The sequence below is a fragment of the Silanimonas algicola genome (assembly GCF_054777375.1).
Map to the genome: position 1 here is coordinate 544,662 of NZ_BAAHAS010000003.1, position 22,177 is coordinate 566,838.

Here is a 22,177-nt window from a genome sequence, read left to right on the forward strand (position 1 = left end):
GGCATTGTAGGATGCCGGCATGTCCCAGCACTCCCAGGCCAAGCGCGCCGCCCGCAAGAAGCGCGAAAAGAAGGCCGCGAACGCGGCCGCCTCCCGCCGAACGGGCACGCCCTTCGTCGCGCATGCGCAGCTCGTCGATGACGCTGGCGCCCTCGTGGCCGCGGGCGGGCTCCATGGCGACGAGTGGGTGATGGTGGTGGCCGGGCGCGCGCTGGACGGCATCGACAGCCCGGGCCTGCTGATCGCCATGCTCAAGCACACGGCGTCGCGCTGCGAATCGGAAGGCCGCGGCACCACGCTGCGGATCTCGCCGGTGCTGGAAAAGGCCGCTGCCGAGGAAGCCGCCGAGGGCGGGCACACGCTCGAGGAGTGGCTGGCGATGCTGGAGGCCGAACGCGCCGAGCACGCCGAGAAGAAGCGCGCCGCGGCGGCGGCCGGGCCGGGCCCGAACCTGCACTGAGCGGCGTTGCCGGCGCGGGGCGCCGGCTCAGCCTTCCACGCGGTTGCGGCCGTTGGCCTTGGCCCGGTACAGCGCCTCGTCGGCGCGCAGCAGCAGGCGGTGGTGGTCGTCCAGGCCGGCGGCTTCCGCCACGCCGACGCTGGCGGTGATGCGCAGCGCCGGATCGATGTCGGACAGGTCCACGGCCTGGATGCTCTCGCGCAGCCGCTCGCAGGCGGCACGGGCCGACCCCAAGGCGGTTTCGGGCAGCAGCATCGCGAACTCTTCGCCGCCCCAGCGCGCCACCACGTCGAAGCCGCGCGAGTCGTTCTTCAGCCGCTGCGCCACGCGCTTGAGCACCTCATCGCCAACCGCATGGCTGAAGCGGTCGTTGATCGCCTTGAAGTGATCGAGGTCGACGATGGCGATGCTCAGGGGCGCGCCATTGCGGCGCGCCCGCGCGAACTCGCGGGCGAGTGCCTCGTCGAAGGCGCGACGGTTGTTGATGCCGGTGAGGGCGTCCTCGCGCGCCTGGCGGGCGAACTCCTCGGCCTGGAACCGCAGGCGCGCCTTCTGCTGTTCGATCTCCAGCGTGCGCTCCTCGACCAGCCGGGCCAATCGCTGCTCGTTCGCGGCCAAGCGGTGGAGGCGCCAGCGCAGCAGCAGGCCGGCACCCAGGGTGGCGGCGACGACGAAGCCCCAGACCACCAGCGTGCGCTCCCACCAGAGGGGCGCCACGTCGATCACCACGCTGGCGCGGCTTTGTCCCCATTCGCCGCGTGGGTGCGCCGCCTCGACGCGGAAGGTGTAGCGGCCTGGCGGGAGCGTGGTGTACTCGGCGAGTGTTTCACCGCCGCGTTCGATCCAGTCCTGGTCGAAGCCGTCGAGCCGGTAGCGGTAACGCAGGCGCTCCGACAGCACGAAGCCCAGCCCGGCATAGCGCAGTTCGATGCGGCGTGTGCCGCCCGGCACCGTCACCGCGGCCGCCCCCGCGGGGGCAATGCCCTGGCCGTCGGCGGTGATCGACTCGATGACCACCGGCGGGGCGTTGCGCGTGTAGCGCTGGAGGTCGGCGGGGTCGATGCGCGCCGCTCCGACCGAGGTGGCGAACCACTGGCGCCCGCGGCGGTCCATCGCCACCACCGGCTGCGAGCCGCCGTTGCACTGCGCGCTGGCCATGCCATCCGCTTCGGTGAAGCGCTCGACGTCGAGCGGCACCGCCGCGCCGTCGGCGACGTCGTTCAGTCGGGTCATGTCGAGGCGAAGCACGCCCCGGTTGCCGCTCGCCCAGAGCTGGTCCTGGGGGTCGCGCAGCAGGCCGAACACCTTTTCGTAGGGCAAGCCCTGCGCGAGGCCCACGGCACCGGTGGGGCGGCCGTTCACGTCGAAGCGCAACAGGCCGCGGTCGGAGGCGATCCACACGTGGTCGCGCGTGGCGTCGTGGAGGAAACCGAAGGCGTACTTCGCCTCCTCGAAGACGCCGAGATCCAGGGGGCGCAACCGGTCGTCCTCGACGATGACGGCGCCCAGGCCGGTGCCGACCCAAAGCTCCCGGCGCACCCCGAGGTGGAGGGCGACGATGAAATTGGTGGGCAAGCCGCTGGTCTCGTCCCAGCGACGGAGGGTGCCAGCCTCCCAGCGCACAAGGCCGCGGGTGGTCCCCAGCCACAGGCGGTCGCCGTCCGTCTGGAGGGCCCGGATTTCATTCGACGGCAGCCCCTCGGCGGTGTGCAGGTGCTTCAGGACGCGCTGCCCGTCCCACAGCATCGCGCCATCGTCGTGGGTGCCCACCCACACCCGCCCTTGGCCGGCGTCGGCGAGGCTCAGCACCGACGCGCCTTCCAGCGGAGTGCCCCCGCCAAGCGATGTCACGGTGCCGTCTTCGGCATGCACGGCGAGGCCCTGCGCGGTGCCGATGAGCACGCTGCCGTCGTCGCGTGCCAGCACGGTGCGGACGAAATCGTCGGGCAGGCCGTGATGGCGGACGGTGTTGGTGAAGGGCGAGTCGGTGAAGCGGAACAGCCCGCCGTTGGTGCCGACCCAGAGGCTGCCTTCGCGGTCGATGAACAGGCTGAGCACGCGGGAACTCGGGCGGTCGCCGCCGACGCCGAGGCGATCGAGCCCGCGTGTCGTCCAGCGCATCAGGCCGTCGTTCAGCGTGCCGATCCACAGGCCGCCTTGGCCGTCCGGCAGCAGGCGGCTGATGCTGATGCCGGCGAGCTGCGGGTCGAGCGGTTGGAAGTCGAGCGGCACCTGGCGTGCGTCGGCCACATAGAGGCCGCTCGGCGTACCGACGAGCAGGCGGTCGCCGTCCGCGGTGATCGCGGTGACCGGGCCGGCCGGAAGGCCACGCGCGCCCGCGGGATGCAGGTTGTCGTCACCCACCCGATACAGGCCGGCCGCATGGGCGGCCCACCAGCCGCCCCGTGCGTCGCGGGCCAAGCCGTAGTTGGTGCCGACGTCCACCCCGTCATCCGGTTCGAGCACTTTGCCGCGGCCTGTCGGGTCGATCTGCATCACCCCGAAGGTTTCGGTGCCAACCCACAGGCGGCTTTCGGCGTCGCCTTCGACCTGGGTCACCATGGCCGGGGCATCGGGCAGGGAGCGCCACGCGCCATCGAGTTCGCGACGCACGAGGGTGCCGCGGGCGCCGCCGAGCACGAGGCGGCCGTCGTGATCGACGTGGAGGGCGCGAAGCGCGGCGTCGGCCAGCACGGGAATCTCGCGGCGGTCGAAGACGGCGAATTCGTGGCCGTTGTAGCGGACCACGCCCTCCCAAGTGGCGAACCAAAGGTAGCCTTCGGCCGTTTGCCCGATGGCGTTGATCGAGTTGTGCGGCAGGCCTTCGCGCGTCGTCCACTGGTTGCGGTTGAGGTCCTTCAGCGCACGCTGGCCGCTGGCCGCGACGGGAAGGGCGACGGCGAGCAGCACGAGCGCCAGCGCGCAGGCGGCGATGCGGTGCCACGCGTTCCGCCCTGTCGCCCGGACCCCGGCGCTTGCCATGGACACCCCTCGAGAGTTCAGCGCCATGATGCCGGCGACCGGTTGTCGTTGTCGTCGTCGGCCTCGGCATCGGCCAAACCCTCGCGCTTGAGCAGGCGCGCGAGGTCGGACCGCCCTTGGGCGGCAAGGTTGACCAGCGCGGGCGCGTCGCCGCGGACCCGCGCCGCCTCGTGCAGGACGGCGAGGTCATGGCGGACGAAGGCCTGATGGGCCCGGTGCGCGTCGTGCGGATGCTCGCCGAGCGCCACGAGCGCCTGCTCCCCGACGGCTGCGGCGGAGCGGAAGGTCTCGCGCTCGAACGGGATGCCCAGTTCGGCCAGCTCGAACGCCTCGGTTCGGCCCCGCGCGCGGGCGATCAGCCGCACCGTGGGGAACCGCTCGCGCACCAGCCGCGCGGTCTCCTGCACGCGTTCCGGATCGTCGAAGGCCAGCACCAGCAGGCGGGCGTCCTCGATGCCGGCGGACTCCAGCACGTCGCGCCGCGAGGCGTCGCCGTAGTACGTGCGGAAGCCGAAGCGGCGCATCAGCTCGACCTGTTCGGGATCGTGGTCGATGAGGGTGACGCCATAGCCGCGGCCGATCAGCAATCGCGAGACCACCTGGCCGAAGCGTCCCACGCCGGCGACGATCACCTCGTTGCGCTCGCCGATGGGGTCGGCCTCGCGGGCCTCCGCACGGTTCATGCGCGGCATGACCAGGCGTGAAACCACGAGGAACAGCAGCGGCGTGCTGAGGATGCTCGCCGCGACAATGGCGTTCATCTGTGCCGCGATGTCGGCCGGCAGGCTTCCATTGGCGCGCGCCGCGGCGAGGATGACGAAGGCGAACTCACCCACCTGCGAGAGCACGGTCGCGAACAGCACGCCGTCCTGCCCGCACAGGCGGAACAGCCGGGCGATGCCGAGGAGGAGGGCGAATTTCAGGACCACCAGCGCGAGGGCTGCGCCGAGGATCAGGCCGGGTCGTTCGAGGAAGAGCGGCAGCTGCACGTCCATCCCGACGGCGATGAAGAACAGGCCGAGCAGCAGGCCCTTGAACGGTTCGATCACGATGTTGAGTTCGTGGCGGTACTCGCTTTCCGCCAACAGCACGCCGGCGAGGAATGTCCCCAGCGCCGGGGAGAAGCCCACGTGTCCGGCGGCGACGGCGGCGCCCAGTACCAGCAGCAGGGCGAAGGCGACGAACACCTCGCGCAGGCCGGTGTTGGCGATGAAGCGCAGCAGCGGGCGCATGGCGAAGCGTGCGAGCACAACCATCCCCACGATCAGCCCCGCGGCGGCCAGCGGTGAGAATGCCGCGCCGCTCCCGTTCCCGGAGGGAGCCACCCAGGCGAGCAGCAACAGGATCGGGATCACCATGATGTCCTGGAACAGCGACACCGCCAGCGCACTGCGTCCGCCGGCCGTCGGCGCGAGGCCCTTCTCCGCCATCAGCGCCAGGGCGACGCTCGTGGAGCTCTGGACGGCGGCGATGCCGAGCACCAGGGCGATCAACCAGGGCGAGCCGAGCGCGAGCAGCGCGCCGCCCACCAGCCCGGCCGTGCAGAGCACCTGCAGCCCGCCCATGCCGAAGATCGGCACGCGCAGCTGCCAGAGCTTGCGCGGGTTGAGCTCGAGGCCGACGAGGAACAGCAGCAGCACGACGCCGAACTCGGAGAATGCGAGCACCGTTTCCGGGTCGACGATCAGCCCGGAGACCGAGGGCCCGATCAGCATTCCGGCGATCAGGTAGCCGAGGACGGCCCCGAGACCCAGGCGCTTGAAAAGCGGCACGGCGACGACGGCGGCGGCGAGGTAGATCAACGCGTCATGCAGCATGCCCGGGCCCTCAGCGGCTGTCGTGTTCGGGCGGGGCGCCGCCGCCGGCCAGGACGGCGAGCCGCGCCGCATAGTCGGCGGCGAACTCGGGCAGTCGGGCGTTGATGCGCTCGTTCGCCCCGTAGGCCACATGACCCAGCCAGCGCATGCCGCAGTAGCGCGCGCTGGCTTCGATCGGTCGGAACAGCTCGGCCAGCGTGAACTGCCCGGCGTGGCGGCCATAGCCCTGAGGATCGCCGCCGCTCGTGGCGGCGACGAACAGGCCCTTGCCGTGCAGCGCACTGCCATCCTGCCCGTAGGCCCAGCCCGACTGCAGCACTTCGTCGAACCAGTGCTTCAGGAGTGCCGGCATCGCGTACCAGTGGATCGGGAACTGCAGCACGACGGTGTCATGGGCCAGCAAGCGCTGCTGTTCGGACGACACGTCGATGAAGCCATCGGGATAGGCGCGGTACAGGTCGTGCACGGTGACGCCATCGATGCCGCGCGCGGCGGCCCAAAGCGCGGCGTTGATCCGGCTGGCGGACAGCCGTGGGTGGGCGAGAAGCAGGAGGACCGGGGACGGGCTGGGCATGCGGCGAGTCTAGCCAGCCGCAGCGCCGATCACCCGGTCGACGTCAGCCGATCGCCCTGACCCTCAGCTTCCGCCCCTTGATGCCCTGCTCGCGCAGCTTGGCCAGGGCCTTCTCGGCCTGCGTCCTCGCCACGGCCACGTAGCAGCGCGTGGGGTAGAGGCTGATCTTTCCCACCGCGTCGGCCGGCAGGCCGGCGGCACCGGTGAGTGCGCCCATGACATCGCCCGGGCGCAGCTTGTCCTGCCGACCGGCGTCGATCTGCAGGGTGCGGAACGCGGCGGGCAGCGGTTTCGGACGCTGCGGGCTCAGGCGCAGGGAACGCTCATGGAAGGGTGCGCCGCGGGCCGCCTCGATGCTGCGCCGCCAGTGGGCTTCCGCCGGCGTGACGATGCTGACGGCGAGCCCGGTCTCGCCGGCGCGACCGGTGCGGCCGATGCGATGCACGTGCTGGTCGGCGTCGGAAGCGATCTCGGCGCTGAGCACCATGGGCAGGCCGGCGATGTCGATGCCGCGCGCGGCGACGTCGGTGGCGACGAGCACACGCAGGCTGCCGTTGGCGAAACGCGCCAGCACTTCCTCGCGCTCGCGCTGCTCGAGGTCGCCGTGCAGGGCGTCGGCGGCGAAGCCCTCGCGCTGCAGCGCCTCGGTGAGCGCCGCGGTTTCCTTGCGCGTGTTGCAGAACACCAGCGCGGCCTCGGGGGCCTTGTCGGCCAGCACCTGCATCACCGCCCAGTGGCGTTGGCCGCCTTCGACCACGTGCACCCACTCGTCGATCTTCGGCGCGTCGTCGAGCGCCGCGGCGATCTCCAGCGGATCGCGCAGCAGCGTGCCGGCGATGGCGCGGATCTCCTCGCTGAAGGTGGCCGAGAACAGCAGGGTCTGCGCGGTTTTCGGCAGGCGCTTGGCCAGCGTTCGGATGTCCTCGACGAAACCCATGTCGAGCATGCGGTCGGCTTCGTCGAGCACGAACGTCGCCACCTGTTCGAGCGACAGCGCGTTCTCGGCGATCAACTCGAGGATGCGCCCCGGCGTGCCGACGACCACGTCCGGCGCCACCTCGAGCGAGGCCAGCTGCGGGCGCAGCGGGATGCCGCCGCAGAGCGTCACGATCTTCAGGTTGGGCAGGAAGCGCGCGGCGGCGCGCAAGTCCTTGGCGACCTGGTCGGCGAGCTCGCGCGTGGGGCAGAGCACGAGCGCTTGGGTGCGCAGCGCGGCGGGTTCGATCTTCGCCAGCAAGGGCAGGCCGAAGGCCAGCGTCTTGCCGCTGCCGGTGCGTGCCTGCGCGAGCAGGTCGCGGCCCTGCAGCGCGGGACCGATGGCCTGCAACTGGATGGCCGTGGGCTCGGTGAAGCCGAGCGACTCGCAGGCGCGGGCCAAGGGCTCGGGCAGGCCGAGCGAAGCGAAGGGGGTCGTCATGCCGGCATTGTCGCACCCCGGCGCTGAACCCGTTCCGGGCGGCCCCGGGGCGGCGCCTCAGCCGCCCGACTTGATCTCGGCGAGGCGCTTGGCGTTCTCGGCGCGCAAGGCGCGACGCTGCTCGCCTTTGCGGAAGCGCCGGAGCTCATCTTCGGTCTGGGGTTCGAGCGGCGGCACCGGCGTGGGGCGACCGTCGTCGCCCATGGCCACCATGGTGAAGAAGCAGCTGTTCACGTGGCGCACCGAGCGCTCGCGGATGTTCTCCGCCACGACCTTGATGCCGACCTCCATCGAGCTGGTGCCGGTGTAGTTCACCCGCGCCATGAAGTGCACGAGTTCGCCGACGTGGATGGCCTCGCGGAAGGTCACCTGGTCGACCGAAAGGGTCACGCAGTAGCGCCCGGCGTAGCGCGAGGCGCAGGCATACGCCACTTCGTCGAGCAGCTTCAACAGCGCGCCGCCGTGCACCTTGCCGCTGAAGTTCGCCTTGTCCGGCGTCATCAGCACGGTCATCGTGAAATCGGCGGCGGGTTCGACCATGGGCGGTGCGGCGCGACGATGCGGCAGTGGGTGCTTCAGCCGAGGCCGAAGCTCTTTTCCTTGCGCTCGGCCAGCCGCTTCTCGAGGTAGTGGATGTTGGTGCCACCCTGCTGGAAGCCGATGTCCGCCATGATCCGCTGCTGCAGCGGGATGTTCGTCTTGATGCCGTCGACGATCATCTCGGCCAGCGCCACGCGCATGCGGGCGATGGCCTGCGCGCGGGTGGCGCCGTGGACGATCAGCTTGCCGATCATCGAGTCGTAGTTCGGCGGGACCTTGTAGCCCTCGTAGATGTGCGAATCCACGCGCACGCCGGGGCCGCCGGCCGCATGGAAATGCTTGATCAGGCCGGGGCAGGGCGCGAAGGTTTCCGGGTCTTCGGCATTGATGCGGCACTCGATGGCGTGGCCGCGCAGCACCACGTCCTCCTGCTTGATCGAAAGCTTCTCGCCGCCGGCGATCAGCAGCTGCTCGCGCACCAGGTCGATGCCGGTGACGAGCTCGGTCACCGGATGCTCCACCTGGATTCGGGTGTTCATCTCGATGAAGTAGAAGCGGCCGTTCTCGTACAGGAACTCGAAGGTGCCGGCGCCGCGGTAGCCGATGCGGATGCAGGCTTCGGTGCAGACGCGGCCGATCTCGGCGCGCTGCGCCTCGGTGATGCCGGGGGCCGGCGCTTCCTCGACCACCTTCTGGTGGCGGCGCTGCATCGAGCAGTCGCGCTCGCCGAGGTGGATGGCGTTGCCCTGGCCGTCGGCCAGCACCTGGATCTCCACGTGGCGCGGGTTCTCGAGGAACTTCTCCATGTACACCATGCCGTTGCCGAAGGCCGCCTTGGCCTCGGCCTGCGTGGTGGCGATGGAGGCGATGAGCGCCGACTCCTCGCGGACGACGCGCATGCCGCGGCCGCCGCCGCCGCCCGCGGCCTTAATGATCACGGGGTAGCCGATCTCGCGGCCGATGCGCAGGCACTCGTCCTCGTCGTCGGGCAGCGGGCCGCCGGAGCCCGGCACGCAGGGCACGCCGGCCTCCTTCATCGCGCGGATGGCCTCGACCTTGTCGCCCATCATGCGGATGACGTCGGCGGTGGGGCCGATGAAGACGAAGCCCGAGCCCTCGACGCGTTCGGCGAAGGTGGCGTTCTCGGAGAGGAAGCCGTAGCCCGGGTGGATGCCGTCGGCGTCGGTCACTTCCGCCGCCGCGATGATCGCCGGGATGTTGAGGTAGCTCTCGGCCGAGGGCGCCGGGCCGATGCAGACGGATTCGTCGGCCATCGCCACGTGCTTGAGGTTGCGGTCGACGGTGCTGTGCACGGCCACGGTCTGGATGCCCAGCGCGTGGCAGGCGCGCATCACGCGGAGCGCGATTTCGCCGCGGTTGGCGATGACGACTTTCTTGAGCATGGCGTCGGGCTCAGGAGATGACGAACATCGGCTCGTCGAACTCGATCGGCTGGCCGCTCTGCACGAGGATCGCGCGCACGGTGCCGCTGACGTCGGCTTCGATCGGGTTGAACATCTTCATCGCTTCGATGATGCCCAGCGTGTCGCCGGCCTTGACCGTCTGGCCGACCTTCACGAAGGCCGGGGCGTCCGGGTTGGGGCTGGCGTAGAACGTGCCGACCATCGGCGAGCGGATGGTGTGGCCGTCGGGCACCTCCTTGCCCGGCTTGCCGTGCGACTCGCTGGCGTGCTCGGCGGCCGGGGCCTTCGCGGCGACCGGTGCGGCCGGTGCGGCGGCGGGCGCGTGCTCCGCCGGCGCGGCCTGCACGTAGGCGGGCATCGGCGCGGCGCGGCTGGCGCGCGACAGGCGGACGGATTCCTCGCCTTCCTTGATCTCGATCTCGGTGAGGTTGGACTTCTCGAGCAGGTCGATCAGTGCCTTGATTTTGCGGAGGTCCATGGACGGTCTCGCGTGCGTTGAAGGGTGGAAAGGGAAATGGCGCGGTGCCGGCGCAGGCTCAGCGGGCCGGCGCGGCGGCGCCCAGTCGCGTGATCGCGGCCTCGAGGGCCAGCCCGTAGCTTTGCGCGCCGAAACCGCAGACCACCCCGACGGCAAGGTCGGACAGGTAGCTGTGGTGCCGGAACGCCTCGCGGGCGTGGGGATTGCTCAGGTGCACTTCGATGAAGGGCGTGCGCACCGCCGCGAAGGCGTCGCGCAGGGCCACCGAGGTGTGGGTGAAGGCCGCCGGGTTGACCAGGATGAAGGCCGTGCCGTCGGTGCGGGTGGCTTGCACGCGGTCGACGAGCGCATGCTCGGCATTGCTCTGGAGCGTCGTCAGGTCGTGGCCTGCGGCCGCGGCGCGTTCACCGAGGCGACGATCGATGTCCGCCAGCGTGTCGTGGCCATACACCGCCGGCTCGCGGGTGCCGAGCAGATTGAGGTTGGGGCCGTGCAGGACGAGGATCGACGCCATGTCGCGGGAGCGGGCCGGGTGGGCAAGGTGCACAGCCTGCCCGCGCTAGAGCTTGCTGTCTAGGGTTTCGGTGTCAGATCCCCGGAGATCGCGACTGTTTGAATTTTGTTGGGCGGCCTCCGCCCGGGCGCCGATGACCCTTACTTCAGCCCGCGCAGGAACGCCGCGATGGCCTCGTCCTGGCAGTTCGGGAAGAACAGCTCGGCGAACTTCTCGCCGGCGATCGCGGCCTTGAGCAGGTCTTGGTCGATCTCGCGGAGCACGCTCAGCATGTCCTTGCAGGCCACCGCCTTCACCTGGGACAGGATGCCGCGGTTCCGGGCCATGATCGCCGCGCGCTCCTTGGGATAGCCCAGGCCGCGCTCGCCGTCGAACAGCTTGCGGTAGCAGTCCTGCAGGTTCAGCTCGGCCGCCCAGCCGAAGCCCTTGGCGTAGGGCATGGAGATGGCGTTGCCGTCGTTGATCTGGCCGAAGAGGAAGGCGTCGGTCGGATCGACCACGAGGCCGCAGAACACGCCCGGCATGGCGTTGCAGGCGAGCATCGAGCCCATGCCGGTGCCGCAGCCGGTCACCACGAAATCGGCCGCTTTCGAATTCAGCAGGATGCCGGCCAGCAGGCCGTTCATCACGTAGGTGAGCGAGGCCTTGTCCTCGGGCGTGTACATCCCGTAGTTGAACACCGTGTGGCCCAGCGGCTCGGCGACGGTCTTCAGCGCGGTGTGGATCAGCTCGTTCTTGGCGGCCTGGCTGTTCTCGGTGATGAGGGCGATCTTCATGGCGGAGTCCTTGCGGTGCGCGCGGGCGCGCGAGAGGGGAAGCGGGGGTCAGCGGGCCTGCCAGCCGCCGTCGACGGGCAGCACGACGCCGTGCACGTAGTCGGCCGCGGCCGAGGCGAGGAAGACCGCGGCGCCGCCGAGGTCGGCGGGTTCGCCCCAGCGCCCTGCGGGCAGGCGGGCGAGGATGTCGCGGTTGCGGTTCTCGTCCGCGCGCAGCGCGGCGGTGTTGTCGGTGGCCATGTAGCCGGGCGCGATGGCGTTGACGTTCACGCCCTTCGCCGCCCATTCGTTGGCGAGCAGCTTGGTGATGCCGGCCAGGCCGGACTTGCTGGCCGTGTAGGACGGCACGCGGATGCCGCCCTGGAAGCTCAGCATCGAGGCGATGTTGATGATCTTGCCGCGGCCCTGGGCGATGAAGTGCCGGCCGGCGGCCTGGGCGAGGAAGAAGGCGGACTTCAGGTTCAGGTCCATCACCGCGTCCCAGTCGGCTTCGGTGAAGTCGACGGCGTCGGCGCGGCGGATCATGCCGGCGTTGTTGACGAGGACGTCGAGCCGGCCGAAGGCGGCGAGCGTGCCCTCGAGGATGCCCGGGATCGGCGCGATGCTGGTGAGGTCGGCGGCGATGAAGTGGAAGCGGCGGCCGAGCGACTTCACCTTCGCCTCCGTCTCGTCGGCGTTCGAACTGCTCACGGCCACGATGTCGGCGCCGGCGGCGGCAAGGGCGAGGGCGATGCCCTGGCCGAGGCCCTTGTTGGCCCCGGTGACGAGGGCGACCTGGCCGGCGAGCGAGAAGGGGTTCATGGCGGTGGTCCGGTGTCGTGGGGCGCGGCGGCTCAGCCGCGCGGGGGCTGGGTGGAATCGCGCACCGCGAGGTGCGGGTGGACGGTGAAGGCGGCGGCCGGCTCGACCGCGCGCGGCCAATCCTTCGAGAGCAGCAGTTGCGCGGCTTCGCGGCCGAGATCGCGCACCGGCAGGTGGATGGTGGTGAGCGACGGCCACAGTTGGCGCGCCAGCGGGCTGTCGTCGTAGCCGACGACCGAAAGGTCGGCGGGCACGGAGAGCCCGCGACGCTGCGCGGCCTTGTAGACGCCGGCGGCCATCTCGTCGTTGCAGGCGAAGATGGCGGTGGGCCGCGGCTCCAGCGACAGCAGGGCGTCTGCGCCGGCCACGCCGGATTCGAAGGTGTAGCCGCCTTCGTAGACCTGCTCGTCGTCGAGGCTGATGCCGCGGCGCTTCAAGCCTTCGAGGAAGCCGCCGCCGCGCTCGAGCGAGGAACGGTAGCGCTTCGGGCCGGTGATCAAGCCGAAGCGGCGGTGGCCCAGCGATTCGAGGTACTCGGCCACTTCGGCGCCGGCGCGGCGGTCGTGGGTGAGCACCATGCGCCCCGCCTCGTCGAGCGGCACCGAGGCGATGCGCGCGTAGCGCACGCCCAGCGACTGCAGCATCTCGGCCAGCGCCTGGTCCTCGGAGACGCGCGGCACCAGCACCACGCCGTAGAGCTTCTGCTGCTGGACGAAGCGCTTGATGTCCTCGACGTAGTCCGGGTTCTTGCTGTCGCAGGGGTGCACGACCAGCTCGAAACCCGAGCCGCGCAGGGCATCGAGCACGCCGTACTGGATGTTGACGATGTACTGGGCCGTCGGGTTGTCGAACACGAGGCCGATCAGGAAGGCATGGCGGAAGGCGAGGCCGCGCGCCTGCGGGTCCGGCGTGTAGCCGAGCTCGTCCATCAGCCGCTGCACCTTCTCGCGGGTGGGGCCGCGCACCAGCTCCGAGCCGTTGATGACCCGGGAGACGGTCTTCTTCGACACGCCGGCCAGCCGGGCGATGTCGTTGATCGTGGCGCGGCCGGCGGGTGGCGCGTCGGCGGCGGGCTTCGCCGCCTTCGTGGTGGCGCGCGGGGTCGCGGGCTTCGCCTTGCGCGGCGGGGTCTTCTCGGCACTCATTGGCGTCGCGGCAGTGGGGACCGGGCGATGCTAGCGGCCATGCGGTGGGGTAGCGAGCCGTTCCTCACTTCAGGGCCGCGGGCAGCCACAGCGACAGCGCCGGGATCAGGGTAACGGCCAACAGCACCGTCGCCGCGGCGCCATAGAACGGCCACAGGGTGCGCAGGGTCTGGGCCACGTCGATGCGGCCGATGGCGGCGCCGACGAACAGCACCGAGCCCACCGGCGGCGTGATGAGACCGATGCCGCCGGCGAGGATCAGCACGATGCCGAAGTGCACCGGCGCGATCTCGAAGGCGCGGGCCACCGGCAGGAAGATCGGCGTGCAGATCAGGATGAGCGGGGCGAGGTCCATGAAGGTGCCGAGCACGAGCAGGGCCAGCACGATCATGAGCAGCACCATCCAGCCCTCGGTGGCGATGCCCTGCAGCAGCGCCACGGCCGCGGCGGGGACTTCGAGGAAGGCCAGCAGCCAGCCGAACAGGCCGGCGGCGGCGATGACGAAAAGTATGCTCCCCGTGGTGCGCGCGGCATGCATCACCGCGGCGACGAGGGCCGCACCGCGCAGTGAACGGTAGACCAGTACCGTGATGACGAGCGCGTACACCACGGCCACCGCCGCGCTCTCCACCGCAGTGAAGACACCCGAGCGGATGCCGAAGAAGATCAGCAGCACCAGGGCGAGGCCGGGCGCCGCGGCGACAGCGCGCACCAGCAGCTCGCGCATCCCCGGGAACGCTTCGACGGCGTAGCCGCGCTTCCGGGCGATGATCCAACCGGTAAGCATCATCGCGCCGGTCATCATCAGCGCGGGCACGACGCCGGCTGCGAACAGGTCGATGATGGAGATGCCGCCGCCGGCGGCCGCCGAGTACAGGATCAGGTTGTGCGAAGGCGGCACCAGCAGGGCGACGAGCGCCGCGCTGATGCTGATGTTGACGGCGAAGTCGCGGTCGAAGCCGCGCTTCACCATCTGCGGGATCATCGCGCCGCCGACGGCCGAGACGTCGGCGATCGCCGAACCGGAGACGCCGCCGAAGAACAGGTTCGACAGCACGTTGACCTGGCCGAGGCCGCCGCGGATGTGGCCCACCATCGCCGCGGCGAGATGGATCAGGCGCTCGGAGATGCCGCCGCGCAGCATCAGCTCGCCGGTGAAGATGAAGAGCGGGATGGCGATCAGCGACACCGCGCCCGATCCCGCGGCGAACTGCTGCACGGCGAGGATCACCGGCAGGTCGAGGTAGAGCACGGTGGCCACGGCGGCGGTCGCCAGCGCATAGGCCACCGGGACGCCGAGCAGCAGGAGCAGGAAGAAGAGGCCGAACAGCAGGGCGGTATCCATGGTCATTCGGTCTCGAGGATGGGGCGCCGGAGCTGCGCCAGCGCGAACACCAGCATCAAGGCGCCGCCCGCGCACAGCGGAAGGAAGGCGATGCCTTGCGGTAGCGGAGCGCCGGCCATCTTCACTCCGAGGCCGTCCAGCACGAGCTGGCCGGCGCCAAGGGCGAGGAGCGTGCCGATGCCTGCGATGAGGCCGCTGGCGAGGCGGGCCAGTGCCCGCTGCACCGCGATGGGCATCAGTGTGACGAGGAGCGGGAACGCGAAGTGGCTGCGCGCATGCACGCCGGCTGCGGCGCCGAAACTCAGCGTCGTGCTCAGCAGCACCAGGGTGACGGGCTCGGTCCAGGACGGTGACGCGTTCAGCGCGTAGCGCGCGACCACTTGCCAAGCCTGCACCGCGACCATGCCGGCAAGGCCGAAGGCGGACAGCGCGGTGGCGACGGTGGCCAGCCGGTCGAGGACGGGCGCCCCCGGGTTGGGCAGGGTGTCGCTCATGCGTCGGTGTCCTCGGCGATGCGGGCGATCAGGGGGCCGATGCCCGGCAACGCGGCGTAGCGCTCCCGCAGTGGGCGTGCGGCGGCTTCGAAAGCGGCATGGTCGACATCGTTCACCGCGACACCCGCGGCGATCACCGCTTCGCGCGCGGCGTCTTCCGTCCGGTCCCACTGCTCGCGCATCACCGATACCGAGTTCCCGGCGAGGCGGCGGATTCGCTCGCGGTCGGCGGCGTCGAGCGCGTCGAACCGGCGCTTCGACATCACCAGCACGTCCGGCGCCCACGAGTGGCGGGTCTCCGACCAGTAGCGCGCGACCTCGAACTGGCGGCTGCTGTGGAAGCTCTTGATGTTGTTCTCGGCGCCGTCGATCAGATGCGTCTGCAGCGAGGAGAACACCTCGCCGAAGGGCAGCGGCGTGGGGTTCGCGCCGAATCCGCGCATCAGCGCGAGGAACAGGTCGGACGGCGGTACGCGCAACTTCAGCCCACGCAGGTCGCCGGGTTCGACGATCGGGCCGCGCACGTTGTAGACGCTGCGCGCCCCGCAGTCGTAGATCGCGAGGCCGACCAGGCCGCGTGCCTCGAAACCGGCGAGAATCGCGGCCCCCACGGGGCCATCGATGACGCGACGCAGGTGCGTCTTCGAGCGGACCAGGTAGGGCAGGCCGAGGGCGGCGGTCAGCGGGAACGCGTTGTGCAGGCCGCCGCTGTAGACGCGGGTGAGATCGATGGCACCAAAGCGTGCCATGTCCACCTGGTCGGCTTCGCGGCCCAGTTGGCCCGAGTGGTAGAGGCGCAGCCCCAGACGCCCGCCGGTTTCCTCGGCCAACCGCTCGCCGAACCAGCGCGTGGCTTGCACCGTCGGGTAGTCCCGTACATGGACGTCGGTGGCCGTGAGGACCCTGTTCGCTTCTCGGGCAACGGCAGGCACTGCGGTCGCGGCGGCGGCGAGCCCGAAGGCGCCGAGGAATCGGCGGCGTCGCGGGGATGGGGCGAATGGGGCGCTCATGCGGAGGCGTCCAGCAGCAAGGCAGTGAAAGCGCGGCCCGCGAGATCGCCGAGGCCGTCGAAGCCGACCAGGGCGCGCTGGCCGGGAAGGATGTCGTGGATGCCGGTGGCGGCGCCGGTGGACACCACCATCCCGGCCTTGAGCGGCCGTCCGCGCCTTGCGCCGCGGTTCAGTGCGAACGCCAGCGCGGCCAAGGGGCCGCCGGGAAGGCTGAGCGCGCCCCCGCGGCCGACCGGGCGGCCGTCGATCCAGGTCGCGCAGGTGAACCGTGACCACGGGCGGTCGCGCCAGTCTTCGATGGCTCGTCCGACGTAGATGCCGGCGTTGTTGCCGAAGTCGGAAACGACCACGGGCGGTCCGAGTTCATTGATCGTCGCCAATGGACTTCCGGCCAGTTCGACGCCGATGTGCAGGCTGCGCACGAGTGCCGACGCCTCCACGGGGCCATAGTCCGATCGGCCGGGATCGGCGTCGTTCGCGAGGACGAAGATGTATTCGGCCTCGACGGCGGCGAATCCGCCGCGGATGACGGGGAAGGTGAGTTCGTCGCCGGCCTCGAGCCACTGCAGCCGGCTTTCGAAGACCGGCCCCATCAGGCGGTCTTCCCCCAGCGGCCCGATCCAGGCGTCCGGGATGCGCCCGACCTTCCAGCCGACGATCGGCTCGCCCCAAAGCCCGATGGCCGCATCCTGCCGTGCGTAGGCCTCGTCGAGGGAGCGCGGGAGGGTGCCGGGATAGCCCGGCAGGGCGCGGGAACAGCGTCGCGCGTCGACGAACCGGCGGGCGACGGCGACGCTGTCCTCGGGCGACTCGATGGCCATCGTCATGTGTTCCACTCGCCACTCCCCGAGGCTCGCGTCCCGCCCGTCCGGGTGGAGCGGGCGCTTCGATGGCTGTATAAGGGAAACCGGTGTCATTTTCAATCCACAGCGGCCCCGAGGGGCCGGGAGAGGCCTTCGTGATCCACGCCCGTCTTCGTTCCGTCGCCTTGGCCCTTGTCGCGACGCTGGGGCTGCTGCCCCCGATGCTGCCGGCCACCACGGGGTCGACGCCGGCCGTCGCCTTTCCCGGCGCCCAGGGCTGGGCGGCGACCACGGCGGGTGGGCGCGGCGGCAAGGTGCTGCGCGTGACCACGCTGGCGGCCGATGGCCCCGGTTCGTTCGCCGAGGCGCTGCGCACGCCCGGGCCGCGCATCGTCGTGTTCGAGGTGGCGGGCGTGATCGACCTGAGGCTTCAGGAACTGCGAATCACCGAGCCCTTCCTGACCATCGCCGGTCAGACGGCGCCCTCGCCGGGCATCACGCTCATCCGTGGCGGGCTGACCATCGCCACGCACGACGTGGTGGTCCGGCACCTGCGCATCCGTCCGGGCACCGGCGGCCTGCGCCAGCGCGCGGGCGTCGATTTCGATGCCATCACGACCGTGAGCGGCGCGCACGACGTCATCGTCGACCATTGCTCGCTGACCTGGGCCACCGATGAGAACCTGTCGGCCTCGGGCACGCGCTTCGTCGGCGCCACGCCGGACGCGTGGCGGGCGAACGTGTCGCACCGGATCACCTTCAGCAACAACCTGCTGGCCGAAGGCCTGCGCCACGCCACGCATGCAAAGGGCGAGCACAGCAAGGGCTCGCTGATCCACGACAACAGCAGCGACATCCTGATCGTGGGGAACCTCTACGCGCACAACCATGAGCGCAACGTGCTGTTCAAGGGCGGCGCGCGCGGGCAGTTCCTCAACAACCTGATCTACGACCCCGGCCAGCGCGCCGTGCACTACAACCTCGTCGACGAGGAGTGGGCCGAGCACCTTGACGAAAAGCAGGTGGGCGAGCTCAGCCTGCGCGGCAACGTGCTGCGCGCCGGGCCGTCCACCGAGCCTCTCGCCTTCTTCATGTTCGGTGGCTCCGGCGACGTGCGCGTATTCATGGACGACAACCTCGCGGTCGACCGCATCGGCCAGCCCCTGCCCATGGCCGGCCGCTACAGCACCAGCCGCGCGGGGATGGTCCCGATGCGCACGCCGCCGCCACTGCCGCCGGGCGTGCGCCTCCTCGCGGCCGCCGACGTGCAGGACGCCGTGCTCGCCAATGCCGGTGCGCGGCCCTGGGACCGCGATGACATCGACCGCCGCATCCTCGCCAATGTCGTCGAGGGCCGCGGTGCGATCATCGACCATGAGGACGCCGTGGGCGGCTATCCGGTCGTGCCGGAAGTGCGCGCGCCGTTCATCGAGGCCGACTGGAATCTCGAGACCATGGAACCGAAGCGCCCGCTGCCGCGCCGCCCGCCGCCGCGCTGACCCCATCGCGCAGCCGCATGCCGCCGGGGCCTCGCGCGCCCCGGATCGCGAAGCGGGCCTCGCGGGGTTCCAGCATCACGCGTTGTCCTTCGCGCGTCCGGTAGCCCATCGACGCCCACGGTTCGCGGGCCACGTGGGCGTCCATCCAACACGCGACGAAGCACGCCGCGCCAACCGCCGCGGGATTGCCGTACTCGCCGTCGGCGAACCGCCGCGTCGGCCGCCACGGGCGGGCCAAGGCCACCGATCCGTCGGGCACGACGGCCTCGCGTTCGAAGCGGCAGCGGTGGAAAACGAAGCCGTGCTCGCGGGTGATCGGCGTGCTGGGCGCGCAGACGATGCCGTGCAGCGCATCACGCGTGGGTCGTGCGCGGCTGATCACCCGGCAGTCGTCGAACCAGGCGTCGCCCGCGCCGAAGACGACATCCACGCTGCCGGCGACCCGGCAGCGGTCGAAGCGAACATCGACGGCATCGACGAGCAGCGTGTCCTGGTGGCCCCACAGCGCAACCGCGTGGAACCTCGCCCCGGAGGCGGCCCTGTCCAGTCGGAGCGCCACCGCCTGCAGCCCGTTCGCGCCGATGGGATCGCCCGTCCGTGCGGCGATCGCCGTCGGGTAATCGAAGCGGTTTTCGATCGCCAGTGCTTCGGCGGAGAAGCCGTGGGCGAAGATGCCGAGGGTGGCGGATCCGGCGGTGCCGAACGGACGACCGTCGGAATCCAAGGCGCCGGCGTGGTGGTCCGCATGCAGTAGCGTGCGTTCCAGGCCCGCCCCGATCAGCGTGACGTTCGGGCGAGTGATGGCCCACGGGCCGCGCCAGTCGCCGGGACCGATCGCGATGCGCCATGGCGAGCCATCCGCGGGCGCGAGGGAGAGCGCCTCCTCGAGGTGCGCGACGCGCGGGACGCCGAGGGCGTCGCCGTCACCGACGACGACATGCGGGTCGGAACGGCCCGAGCGGGCGAGCGCGGTGGCCGGCGAAAGAAGAAGGGCGGCGCCGAGCGCCGCCCCTCCGTGGAGAAAGGCCCGGCGGCCATTCCGGCCGTCGAGCCCGCTGCCGTCAGAACCGCGCACGCACGCCGAGGATGTAGACCCGGCCGGTCTGGTGGTAGACGTTCACGCGATCGCCGTTGGAATCGACCCACTGGTCGTTCCACTCGTTGTTGAGGTTGATGCCTTCGAGCGTGAACTCGATCCGGTCGTTGAGCTTGTACGACGCCGACGCATCGATGGAACGGGTGCCGCGCGTGCCCTCGACGTTGTTGCCATCGCGGCCGGGCACGGTGGTGAGGTAGTCGCTGCGATCCGCCAGCGAAACGCGCGCGCTGAAGCGCTCGCCCTCGTAGTAGAGCGTCGCGTTCCACGCATCCTCGGAAAGGCCGGTGAGATTCTCGCGCGCAGCGAGCGCGCCCGTGGCCGTGAGGTAGTCGATGGTCGATTCGACGTGCGTGTGGTTGAGCAGGATGCCGAAGTTCGCCCACGCGCCCGGCAGGGCGCTGAAGGGCTGCTGGTAGCTCAGCTCGTAGCCTTTGAGCGGGCCGCCGGGCGTGTTCACCGGGAAGGTGAACTCCCAGCTGTCCTGCGGCGAGGTGGTCGCCGGACGCAGGCTGGCCGGCAGGCCGAAGGGGTTCTGGTCGAAGGTACCCGTGGCCCGCGTCGTCTGCACGAAGCTGTCGATGTCCTTGTGGAAGAACGCGGCCGACAGCAGCGCGTCCTCGGCGAAGTACCACTCGAGGCCGAGGTCGTAGGTGGTGGCGCGGAATGGCTCGAGCAACGGGTTCTGCCCGCTCACCGTGCGCGACGAGCCGGAGACGGTGATGTTGACACCCGGGCTCAGGTTGCCGAGGCCGGGACGGGCCATCACCTTGGCGGCGCCGAAGCGCAGCAGCAGGTCGTCGGCGACGGCCCACGACAGGTTCAGCGAGGGCAGGGTGTCGCTGTAGTCCCGCACCACCGTGATGGATTGCGGCACGCCGGCCACCACCCCGATGCCCGTCGACCGCTGCTCGGTGCGCACATGGCGCAGGCCGAAGGAACCGCTGAAGCCACGGCCGAGGAATTCGCTGTCGAAGTCGGCCTGCACGTAGCCCGCCAGCGACTCTTCGCCGACGCTGGCGTTGTTGCCGCGGGCGGCGTCGGTCGACAGCGCATACGTGCCGCAGTTGCAGTAGATCCCGAGCAGGTCGGCGAAGGCCTGCACGTTCGGGATCGTCCACGTCAGGGGCGTGCCGCCGCCGGGATTCGTGCCGGACAACCCGATGGGCCGCGTCAGCGACGCGAGGTTGGTGCCCGCCGGCAGCGCCGGGACGGCGGTCTCCGATGCGCGGCGCCGCTCGGTGGTGTCGAACGTGTAGTCCTTCAGGCTCAGGCCGCCCTTGAACGACCACGTCTCGCTCGCATCCCAGGTCAGGTCCGCGCGTCCGGTGCGGAAGCTGTTGTCGGCGCTCTGCGGGCGAAGGCGGATCTCCGATCCCTGGCTGTTCGGAGCCGTGGCAAGCCAGCTCCAGTTCGCGGGGTTGGCCACGTCGAATCCGTAGCCGATCGCCGGCAGCCGGCTGTTGCCGCGGTAGTCCCAGCTGTAGCCGTTGACGTTGGCGCGCTCGAGCGTGACGGTCGTCTGGATCGGATTGTCGAAGCGCGAGTCGGATGCGCCGAACATGGCGTCGAGGCGGACGCTGTCGCTGAAGCGATGGCCCAGCTCGAGGTTGTACTGCGTGAACCGCGTGCTGAGCTCGTCGTAGCGGGACTCGGAACGAAGGTCCACGCCGTCGAACACACCGTAGACGAGGTTGCCGTTCGCATCGACCACGCCGTCGCGGATGACCGTCTGCGGCTTGCCGTTGCCGGCGCGCGAGAAGCTTTGCGCCTGCAGGAAATTCTCACCGCGCGTCGCATCGAAGTCGGCGTGCAGAACGTCGAAGTTGACCTGGGTGTCTTCGGTCGCCTTCAGCTGCAGCGACAGCGTGGCCCCGAGCCGTTCCTGTTCGTGCTCGATCACCCCGTATCGCGGCAGGCGCGGATGGAAGGTCGTCGCGAGACGGCCGGGCGCGAAGGGCGATGCCGCGGCGAAGTTGCCGTTGGCGGTGGCGGCGCTCCAGCGCACGGTGCTGTGGCCTTCCTCGATCAGCGAGCGCTCGGAGCGCGCGACGGAAACGAGGGCTCCGAAGCGACCGTCCATCCACGTATTGCTCAGCATCCCGGCAAGGCGCGGGTCGATGTCGTCGGAAAGGTCGCCATAGCTCGCCTGCGCCGAACCGACCATCGTCAGTCCGTCGTAGTCGAAGGGCCGCGCGGTCTGCAGGTCGACGGTCGCGCCGAGCGAGCCTTCGTCGACGTCGGCCGACGCGGTCTTGCGCACCGTGATGCTGTTGAAGAGATCGGACGCGAAGACGTTGAAGTCGAAGCCGCGGCCTCGATTCGCGCCACCCGAGGCATCGGTGCCGCCGCCGGTGGCGAGCGCCTCGAGGCCGTTGATGCGGATGCGGGTGAACTGCGGACCGAGGCCGCGGACGGAAATGTTCCGACCCTCGCCGGCGTCGCGGGTGATGGCCACGCCGGGCACGCGCTGCAGCGATTCGGCGAGGTTGAGATCGGGGAACTTGCCGATGTCCTCCGCGACGATCACGTCGACCTGGCCGATCTCGTCGCGCTTGAGGTCGAGGGCGCGGCTCAGGCTGCCGCGGAAGCTGACGACGACTTCGTCGAGCTGCTTCGCGTCGCCCCCGTCCGGCGTGGCGACCGGAGCCGTGTCCTGAGCGATGGTGGGGCCCGCGAGGCCGATGGCGATCGCCATGGACAACGGAGCCAATGCGCACGCCGGAAGCCGGCGGGTGGTGCTATTCATCTGTCGATCCCTCCCCAGGAATGATGCGCGCGTACCGGTGGCGCTGCGCGCGATGCTGTTGACACCGGTAGCATCGTCGACGTGAACTGCGCTGACACCGGTAGACATGACGCTAGCAAACCGCGCCTGCGGACAACAAGCGCCATGCGGTGTTTGCCCTGCGGGCCTTGCAGGTCATTGATCGGAAAAGAGGTTTTTAATGGTGCCGTGCAGCACGGGGGTGGCATCCTTCGTGCTGCGGCGCAGCAACTCA

19 protein-coding genes are annotated in these 22,177 nt (G+C 70.4%); 2 read left to right on the forward strand and 17 right to left on the reverse strand.

The window, feature by feature from the left end:
- Positions 1 to 19: 19 nt before the first annotated feature.
- Complete coding sequence (locus ACYVAK_RS12595; protein WP_461061486.1) at positions 20 to 460, forward strand: hypothetical protein; 441 nt, start codon at positions 20 to 22, stop codon at positions 458 to 460.
- A 27-nt stretch (positions 461 to 487) separates the two neighbouring features.
- On the opposite strand, the gene ACYVAK_RS12600 is transcribed toward ACYVAK_RS12595, so the two are convergent.
- From ACYVAK_RS12600 to ACYVAK_RS12670, 15 genes are all read right to left on the reverse strand, one after another.
- Positions 488 to 3,442 carry a diguanylate cyclase gene (locus ACYVAK_RS12600; RefSeq protein ID WP_461061488.1) on the reverse strand — a complete coding sequence of 985 codons (2,955 nt, stop codon included), beginning with the start codon at positions 3,440 to 3,442 and terminating at the stop codon, positions 488 to 490.
- Between the two features lie 17 nt (positions 3,443 to 3,459).
- Positions 3,460 to 5,259, reverse strand: a complete 1,800-nt coding sequence (locus tag ACYVAK_RS12605; RefSeq protein WP_461061490.1) for a cation:proton antiporter domain-containing protein — start codon at positions 5,257 to 5,259, stop codon at positions 3,460 to 3,462.
- 10 nt (positions 5,260 to 5,269) lie between these two features.
- Positions 5,270 to 5,833 (reverse strand): NAD(P)H-dependent oxidoreductase, encoded by a 564-nt coding sequence (locus tag ACYVAK_RS12610; RefSeq protein ID WP_461061492.1) that lies wholly within the window; start codon positions 5,831 to 5,833, stop codon positions 5,270 to 5,272.
- A 43-nt stretch (positions 5,834 to 5,876) separates the two neighbouring features.
- Positions 5,877 to 7,250, reverse strand: a complete 1,374-nt coding sequence (gene dbpA, locus ACYVAK_RS12615; RefSeq protein WP_461061494.1) for an ATP-dependent RNA helicase DbpA — start codon at positions 7,248 to 7,250, stop codon at positions 5,877 to 5,879.
- Positions 7,251 to 7,307: 57 nt separating this feature from the next.
- Positions 7,308 to 7,790 carry an acyl-CoA thioesterase gene (locus ACYVAK_RS12620; protein WP_461061496.1) on the reverse strand — a complete coding sequence of 161 codons (483 nt, stop codon included), beginning with the start codon at positions 7,788 to 7,790 and terminating at the stop codon, positions 7,308 to 7,310.
- Between the two features lie 35 nt (positions 7,791 to 7,825).
- On the reverse strand, positions 7,826 to 9,193 hold the full coding sequence (gene accC, locus ACYVAK_RS12625; RefSeq protein ID WP_461061498.1) for an acetyl-CoA carboxylase biotin carboxylase subunit: 1,368 nt from the start codon (positions 9,191 to 9,193) through the stop codon (positions 7,826 to 7,828).
- 10 nt (positions 9,194 to 9,203) lie between these two features.
- Positions 9,204 to 9,692, reverse strand: coding sequence for an acetyl-CoA carboxylase biotin carboxyl carrier protein (accB, locus tag ACYVAK_RS12630; RefSeq protein WP_461061500.1), 489 nt, complete (start codon positions 9,690 to 9,692; stop codon positions 9,204 to 9,206).
- A gap of 58 nt (positions 9,693 to 9,750) precedes the next feature.
- Positions 9,751 to 10,206: a type II 3-dehydroquinate dehydratase gene (aroQ, locus tag ACYVAK_RS12635; RefSeq protein WP_461061502.1), complete on the reverse strand. Its 456-nt coding sequence runs from the start codon at positions 10,204 to 10,206 to the stop codon at positions 9,751 to 9,753.
- A 140-nt stretch (positions 10,207 to 10,346) separates the two neighbouring features.
- Positions 10,347 to 10,982, reverse strand: coding sequence for an RpiB/LacA/LacB family sugar-phosphate isomerase (locus ACYVAK_RS12640; protein WP_461061504.1), 636 nt, complete (start codon positions 10,980 to 10,982; stop codon positions 10,347 to 10,349).
- Positions 10,983 to 11,030: 48 nt separating this feature from the next.
- Positions 11,031 to 11,783 carry a 2-dehydro-3-deoxy-D-gluconate 5-dehydrogenase KduD gene (kduD, locus tag ACYVAK_RS12645; RefSeq protein ID WP_461061506.1) on the reverse strand — a complete coding sequence of 251 codons (753 nt, stop codon included), beginning with the start codon at positions 11,781 to 11,783 and terminating at the stop codon, positions 11,031 to 11,033.
- Between the two features lie 32 nt (positions 11,784 to 11,815).
- Positions 11,816 to 12,928 carry a LacI family DNA-binding transcriptional regulator gene (locus ACYVAK_RS12650; protein WP_461061508.1) on the reverse strand — a complete coding sequence of 371 codons (1,113 nt, stop codon included), beginning with the start codon at positions 12,926 to 12,928 and terminating at the stop codon, positions 11,816 to 11,818.
- A 64-nt stretch (positions 12,929 to 12,992) separates the two neighbouring features.
- Positions 12,993 to 14,273: a TRAP transporter large permease gene (locus tag ACYVAK_RS12655; protein WP_461061510.1), complete on the reverse strand. Its 1,281-nt coding sequence runs from the start codon at positions 14,271 to 14,273 to the stop codon at positions 12,993 to 12,995.
- 2 nt (positions 14,274 to 14,275) lie between these two features.
- The gene (locus tag ACYVAK_RS12660) at positions 14,276 to 14,767 is read right to left on the reverse strand and encodes a TRAP transporter small permease (RefSeq protein ID WP_461061512.1); all 492 of its coding nucleotides are present in this window, start codon (positions 14,765 to 14,767) and stop codon (positions 14,276 to 14,278) included.
- Positions 14,764 to 15,777 carry a TRAP transporter substrate-binding protein gene (locus ACYVAK_RS12665; protein ID WP_461061514.1) on the reverse strand — a complete coding sequence of 338 codons (1,014 nt, stop codon included), beginning with the start codon at positions 15,775 to 15,777 and terminating at the stop codon, positions 14,764 to 14,766. Before ACYVAK_RS12665 ends, ACYVAK_RS12660 begins: the two co-directional genes overlap by 4 nt.
- Positions 15,774 to 16,604 (reverse strand): 2-keto-4-pentenoate hydratase, encoded by an 831-nt coding sequence (locus tag ACYVAK_RS12670; protein ID WP_461061516.1) that lies wholly within the window; start codon positions 16,602 to 16,604, stop codon positions 15,774 to 15,776. The genes ACYVAK_RS12665 and ACYVAK_RS12670 overlap by 4 nt, the downstream gene beginning before the upstream one ends.
- 131 nt (positions 16,605 to 16,735) lie before the next feature.
- On the opposite strand from ACYVAK_RS12670, the gene ACYVAK_RS12675 reads away from it, so the two are divergent.
- Entirely contained in the window at positions 16,736 to 18,079 is a 1,344-nt protein-coding gene (locus ACYVAK_RS12675) for a pectate lyase family protein (protein ID WP_461061519.1), read from the forward strand.
- Here the strand turns inward: ACYVAK_RS12675 and ACYVAK_RS12680 are convergent.
- Positions 18,006 to 19,154, reverse strand: coding sequence for a pectinesterase family protein (locus tag ACYVAK_RS12680; protein ID WP_461061521.1), 1,149 nt, complete (start codon positions 19,152 to 19,154; stop codon positions 18,006 to 18,008). The two genes, ACYVAK_RS12675 and ACYVAK_RS12680, sit on opposite strands and share 74 nt — an antisense overlap.
- Entirely contained in the window at positions 19,141 to 21,873 is a 2,733-nt protein-coding gene (locus ACYVAK_RS12685) for a TonB-dependent receptor (RefSeq protein ID WP_461061523.1), read from the reverse strand. Before ACYVAK_RS12685 ends, ACYVAK_RS12680 begins: the two co-directional genes overlap by 14 nt.
- Positions 21,874 to 22,177 lie beyond the last annotated feature (304 nt).

Excerpts from the sequence above, each read along its gene's own strand:
- accC (WP_461061498.1), bottom strand. The coding sequence starts at position 9,193 with ATGCTCAAGAAAGTCGTCATCGCCAACCGCGGCGAAATCGCGCTCCGC.
- ACYVAK_RS12660 (WP_461061512.1), bottom strand. The coding sequence starts at position 14,767 with ATGAGCGACACCCTGCCCAACCCGGGGGCGCCCGTCCTCGACCGGCTG.
- ACYVAK_RS12610 (WP_461061492.1), bottom strand. The coding sequence starts at position 5,833 with ATGCCCAGCCCGTCCCCGGTCCTCCTGCTTCTCGCCCACCCACGGCTG.
- ACYVAK_RS12600 (WP_461061488.1), bottom strand. The coding sequence starts at position 3,442 with ATGGCAAGCGCCGGGGTCCGGGCGACAGGGCGGAACGCGTGGCACCGC.
- ACYVAK_RS12640 (WP_461061504.1), bottom strand. The coding sequence starts at position 10,982 with ATGAAGATCGCCCTCATCACCGAGAACAGCCAGGCCGCCAAGAACGAG.
- dbpA (WP_461061494.1), bottom strand. The coding sequence starts at position 7,250 with ATGACGACCCCCTTCGCTTCGCTCGGCCTGCCCGAGCCCTTGGCCCGC.
- ACYVAK_RS12605 (WP_461061490.1), bottom strand. The coding sequence starts at position 5,259 with ATGCTGCATGACGCGTTGATCTACCTCGCCGCCGCCGTCGTCGCCGTG.
- ACYVAK_RS12650 (WP_461061508.1), bottom strand. The coding sequence starts at position 12,928 with ATGAGTGCCGAGAAGACCCCGCCGCGCAAGGCGAAGCCCGCGACCCCG.
- ACYVAK_RS12595 (WP_461061486.1), top strand. The coding sequence starts at position 20 with ATGTCCCAGCACTCCCAGGCCAAGCGCGCCGCCCGCAAGAAGCGCGAA.
- aroQ (WP_461061502.1), bottom strand. The coding sequence starts at position 10,206 with ATGGCGTCGATCCTCGTCCTGCACGGCCCCAACCTCAATCTGCTCGGC.
- ACYVAK_RS12665 (WP_461061514.1), bottom strand. The coding sequence starts at position 15,777 with ATGAGCGCCCCATTCGCCCCATCCCCGCGACGCCGCCGATTCCTCGGC.
- accB (WP_461061500.1), bottom strand. The coding sequence starts at position 9,692 with ATGGACCTCCGCAAAATCAAGGCACTGATCGACCTGCTCGAGAAGTCC.
- ACYVAK_RS12620 (WP_461061496.1), bottom strand. The coding sequence starts at position 7,790 with ATGGTCGAACCCGCCGCCGATTTCACGATGACCGTGCTGATGACGCCG.
- ACYVAK_RS12670 (WP_461061516.1), bottom strand. The coding sequence starts at position 16,604 with ATGACGATGGCCATCGAGTCGCCCGAGGACAGCGTCGCCGTCGCCCGC.
- kduD (WP_461061506.1), bottom strand. The coding sequence starts at position 11,783 with ATGAACCCCTTCTCGCTCGCCGGCCAGGTCGCCCTCGTCACCGGGGCC.
- ACYVAK_RS12685 (WP_461061523.1), bottom strand. The coding sequence starts at position 21,873 with ATGGCGATCGCCATCGGCCTCGCGGGCCCCACCATCGCTCAGGACACG.
- ACYVAK_RS12655 (WP_461061510.1), bottom strand. The coding sequence starts at position 14,273 with ATGGATACCGCCCTGCTGTTCGGCCTCTTCTTCCTGCTCCTGCTGCTC.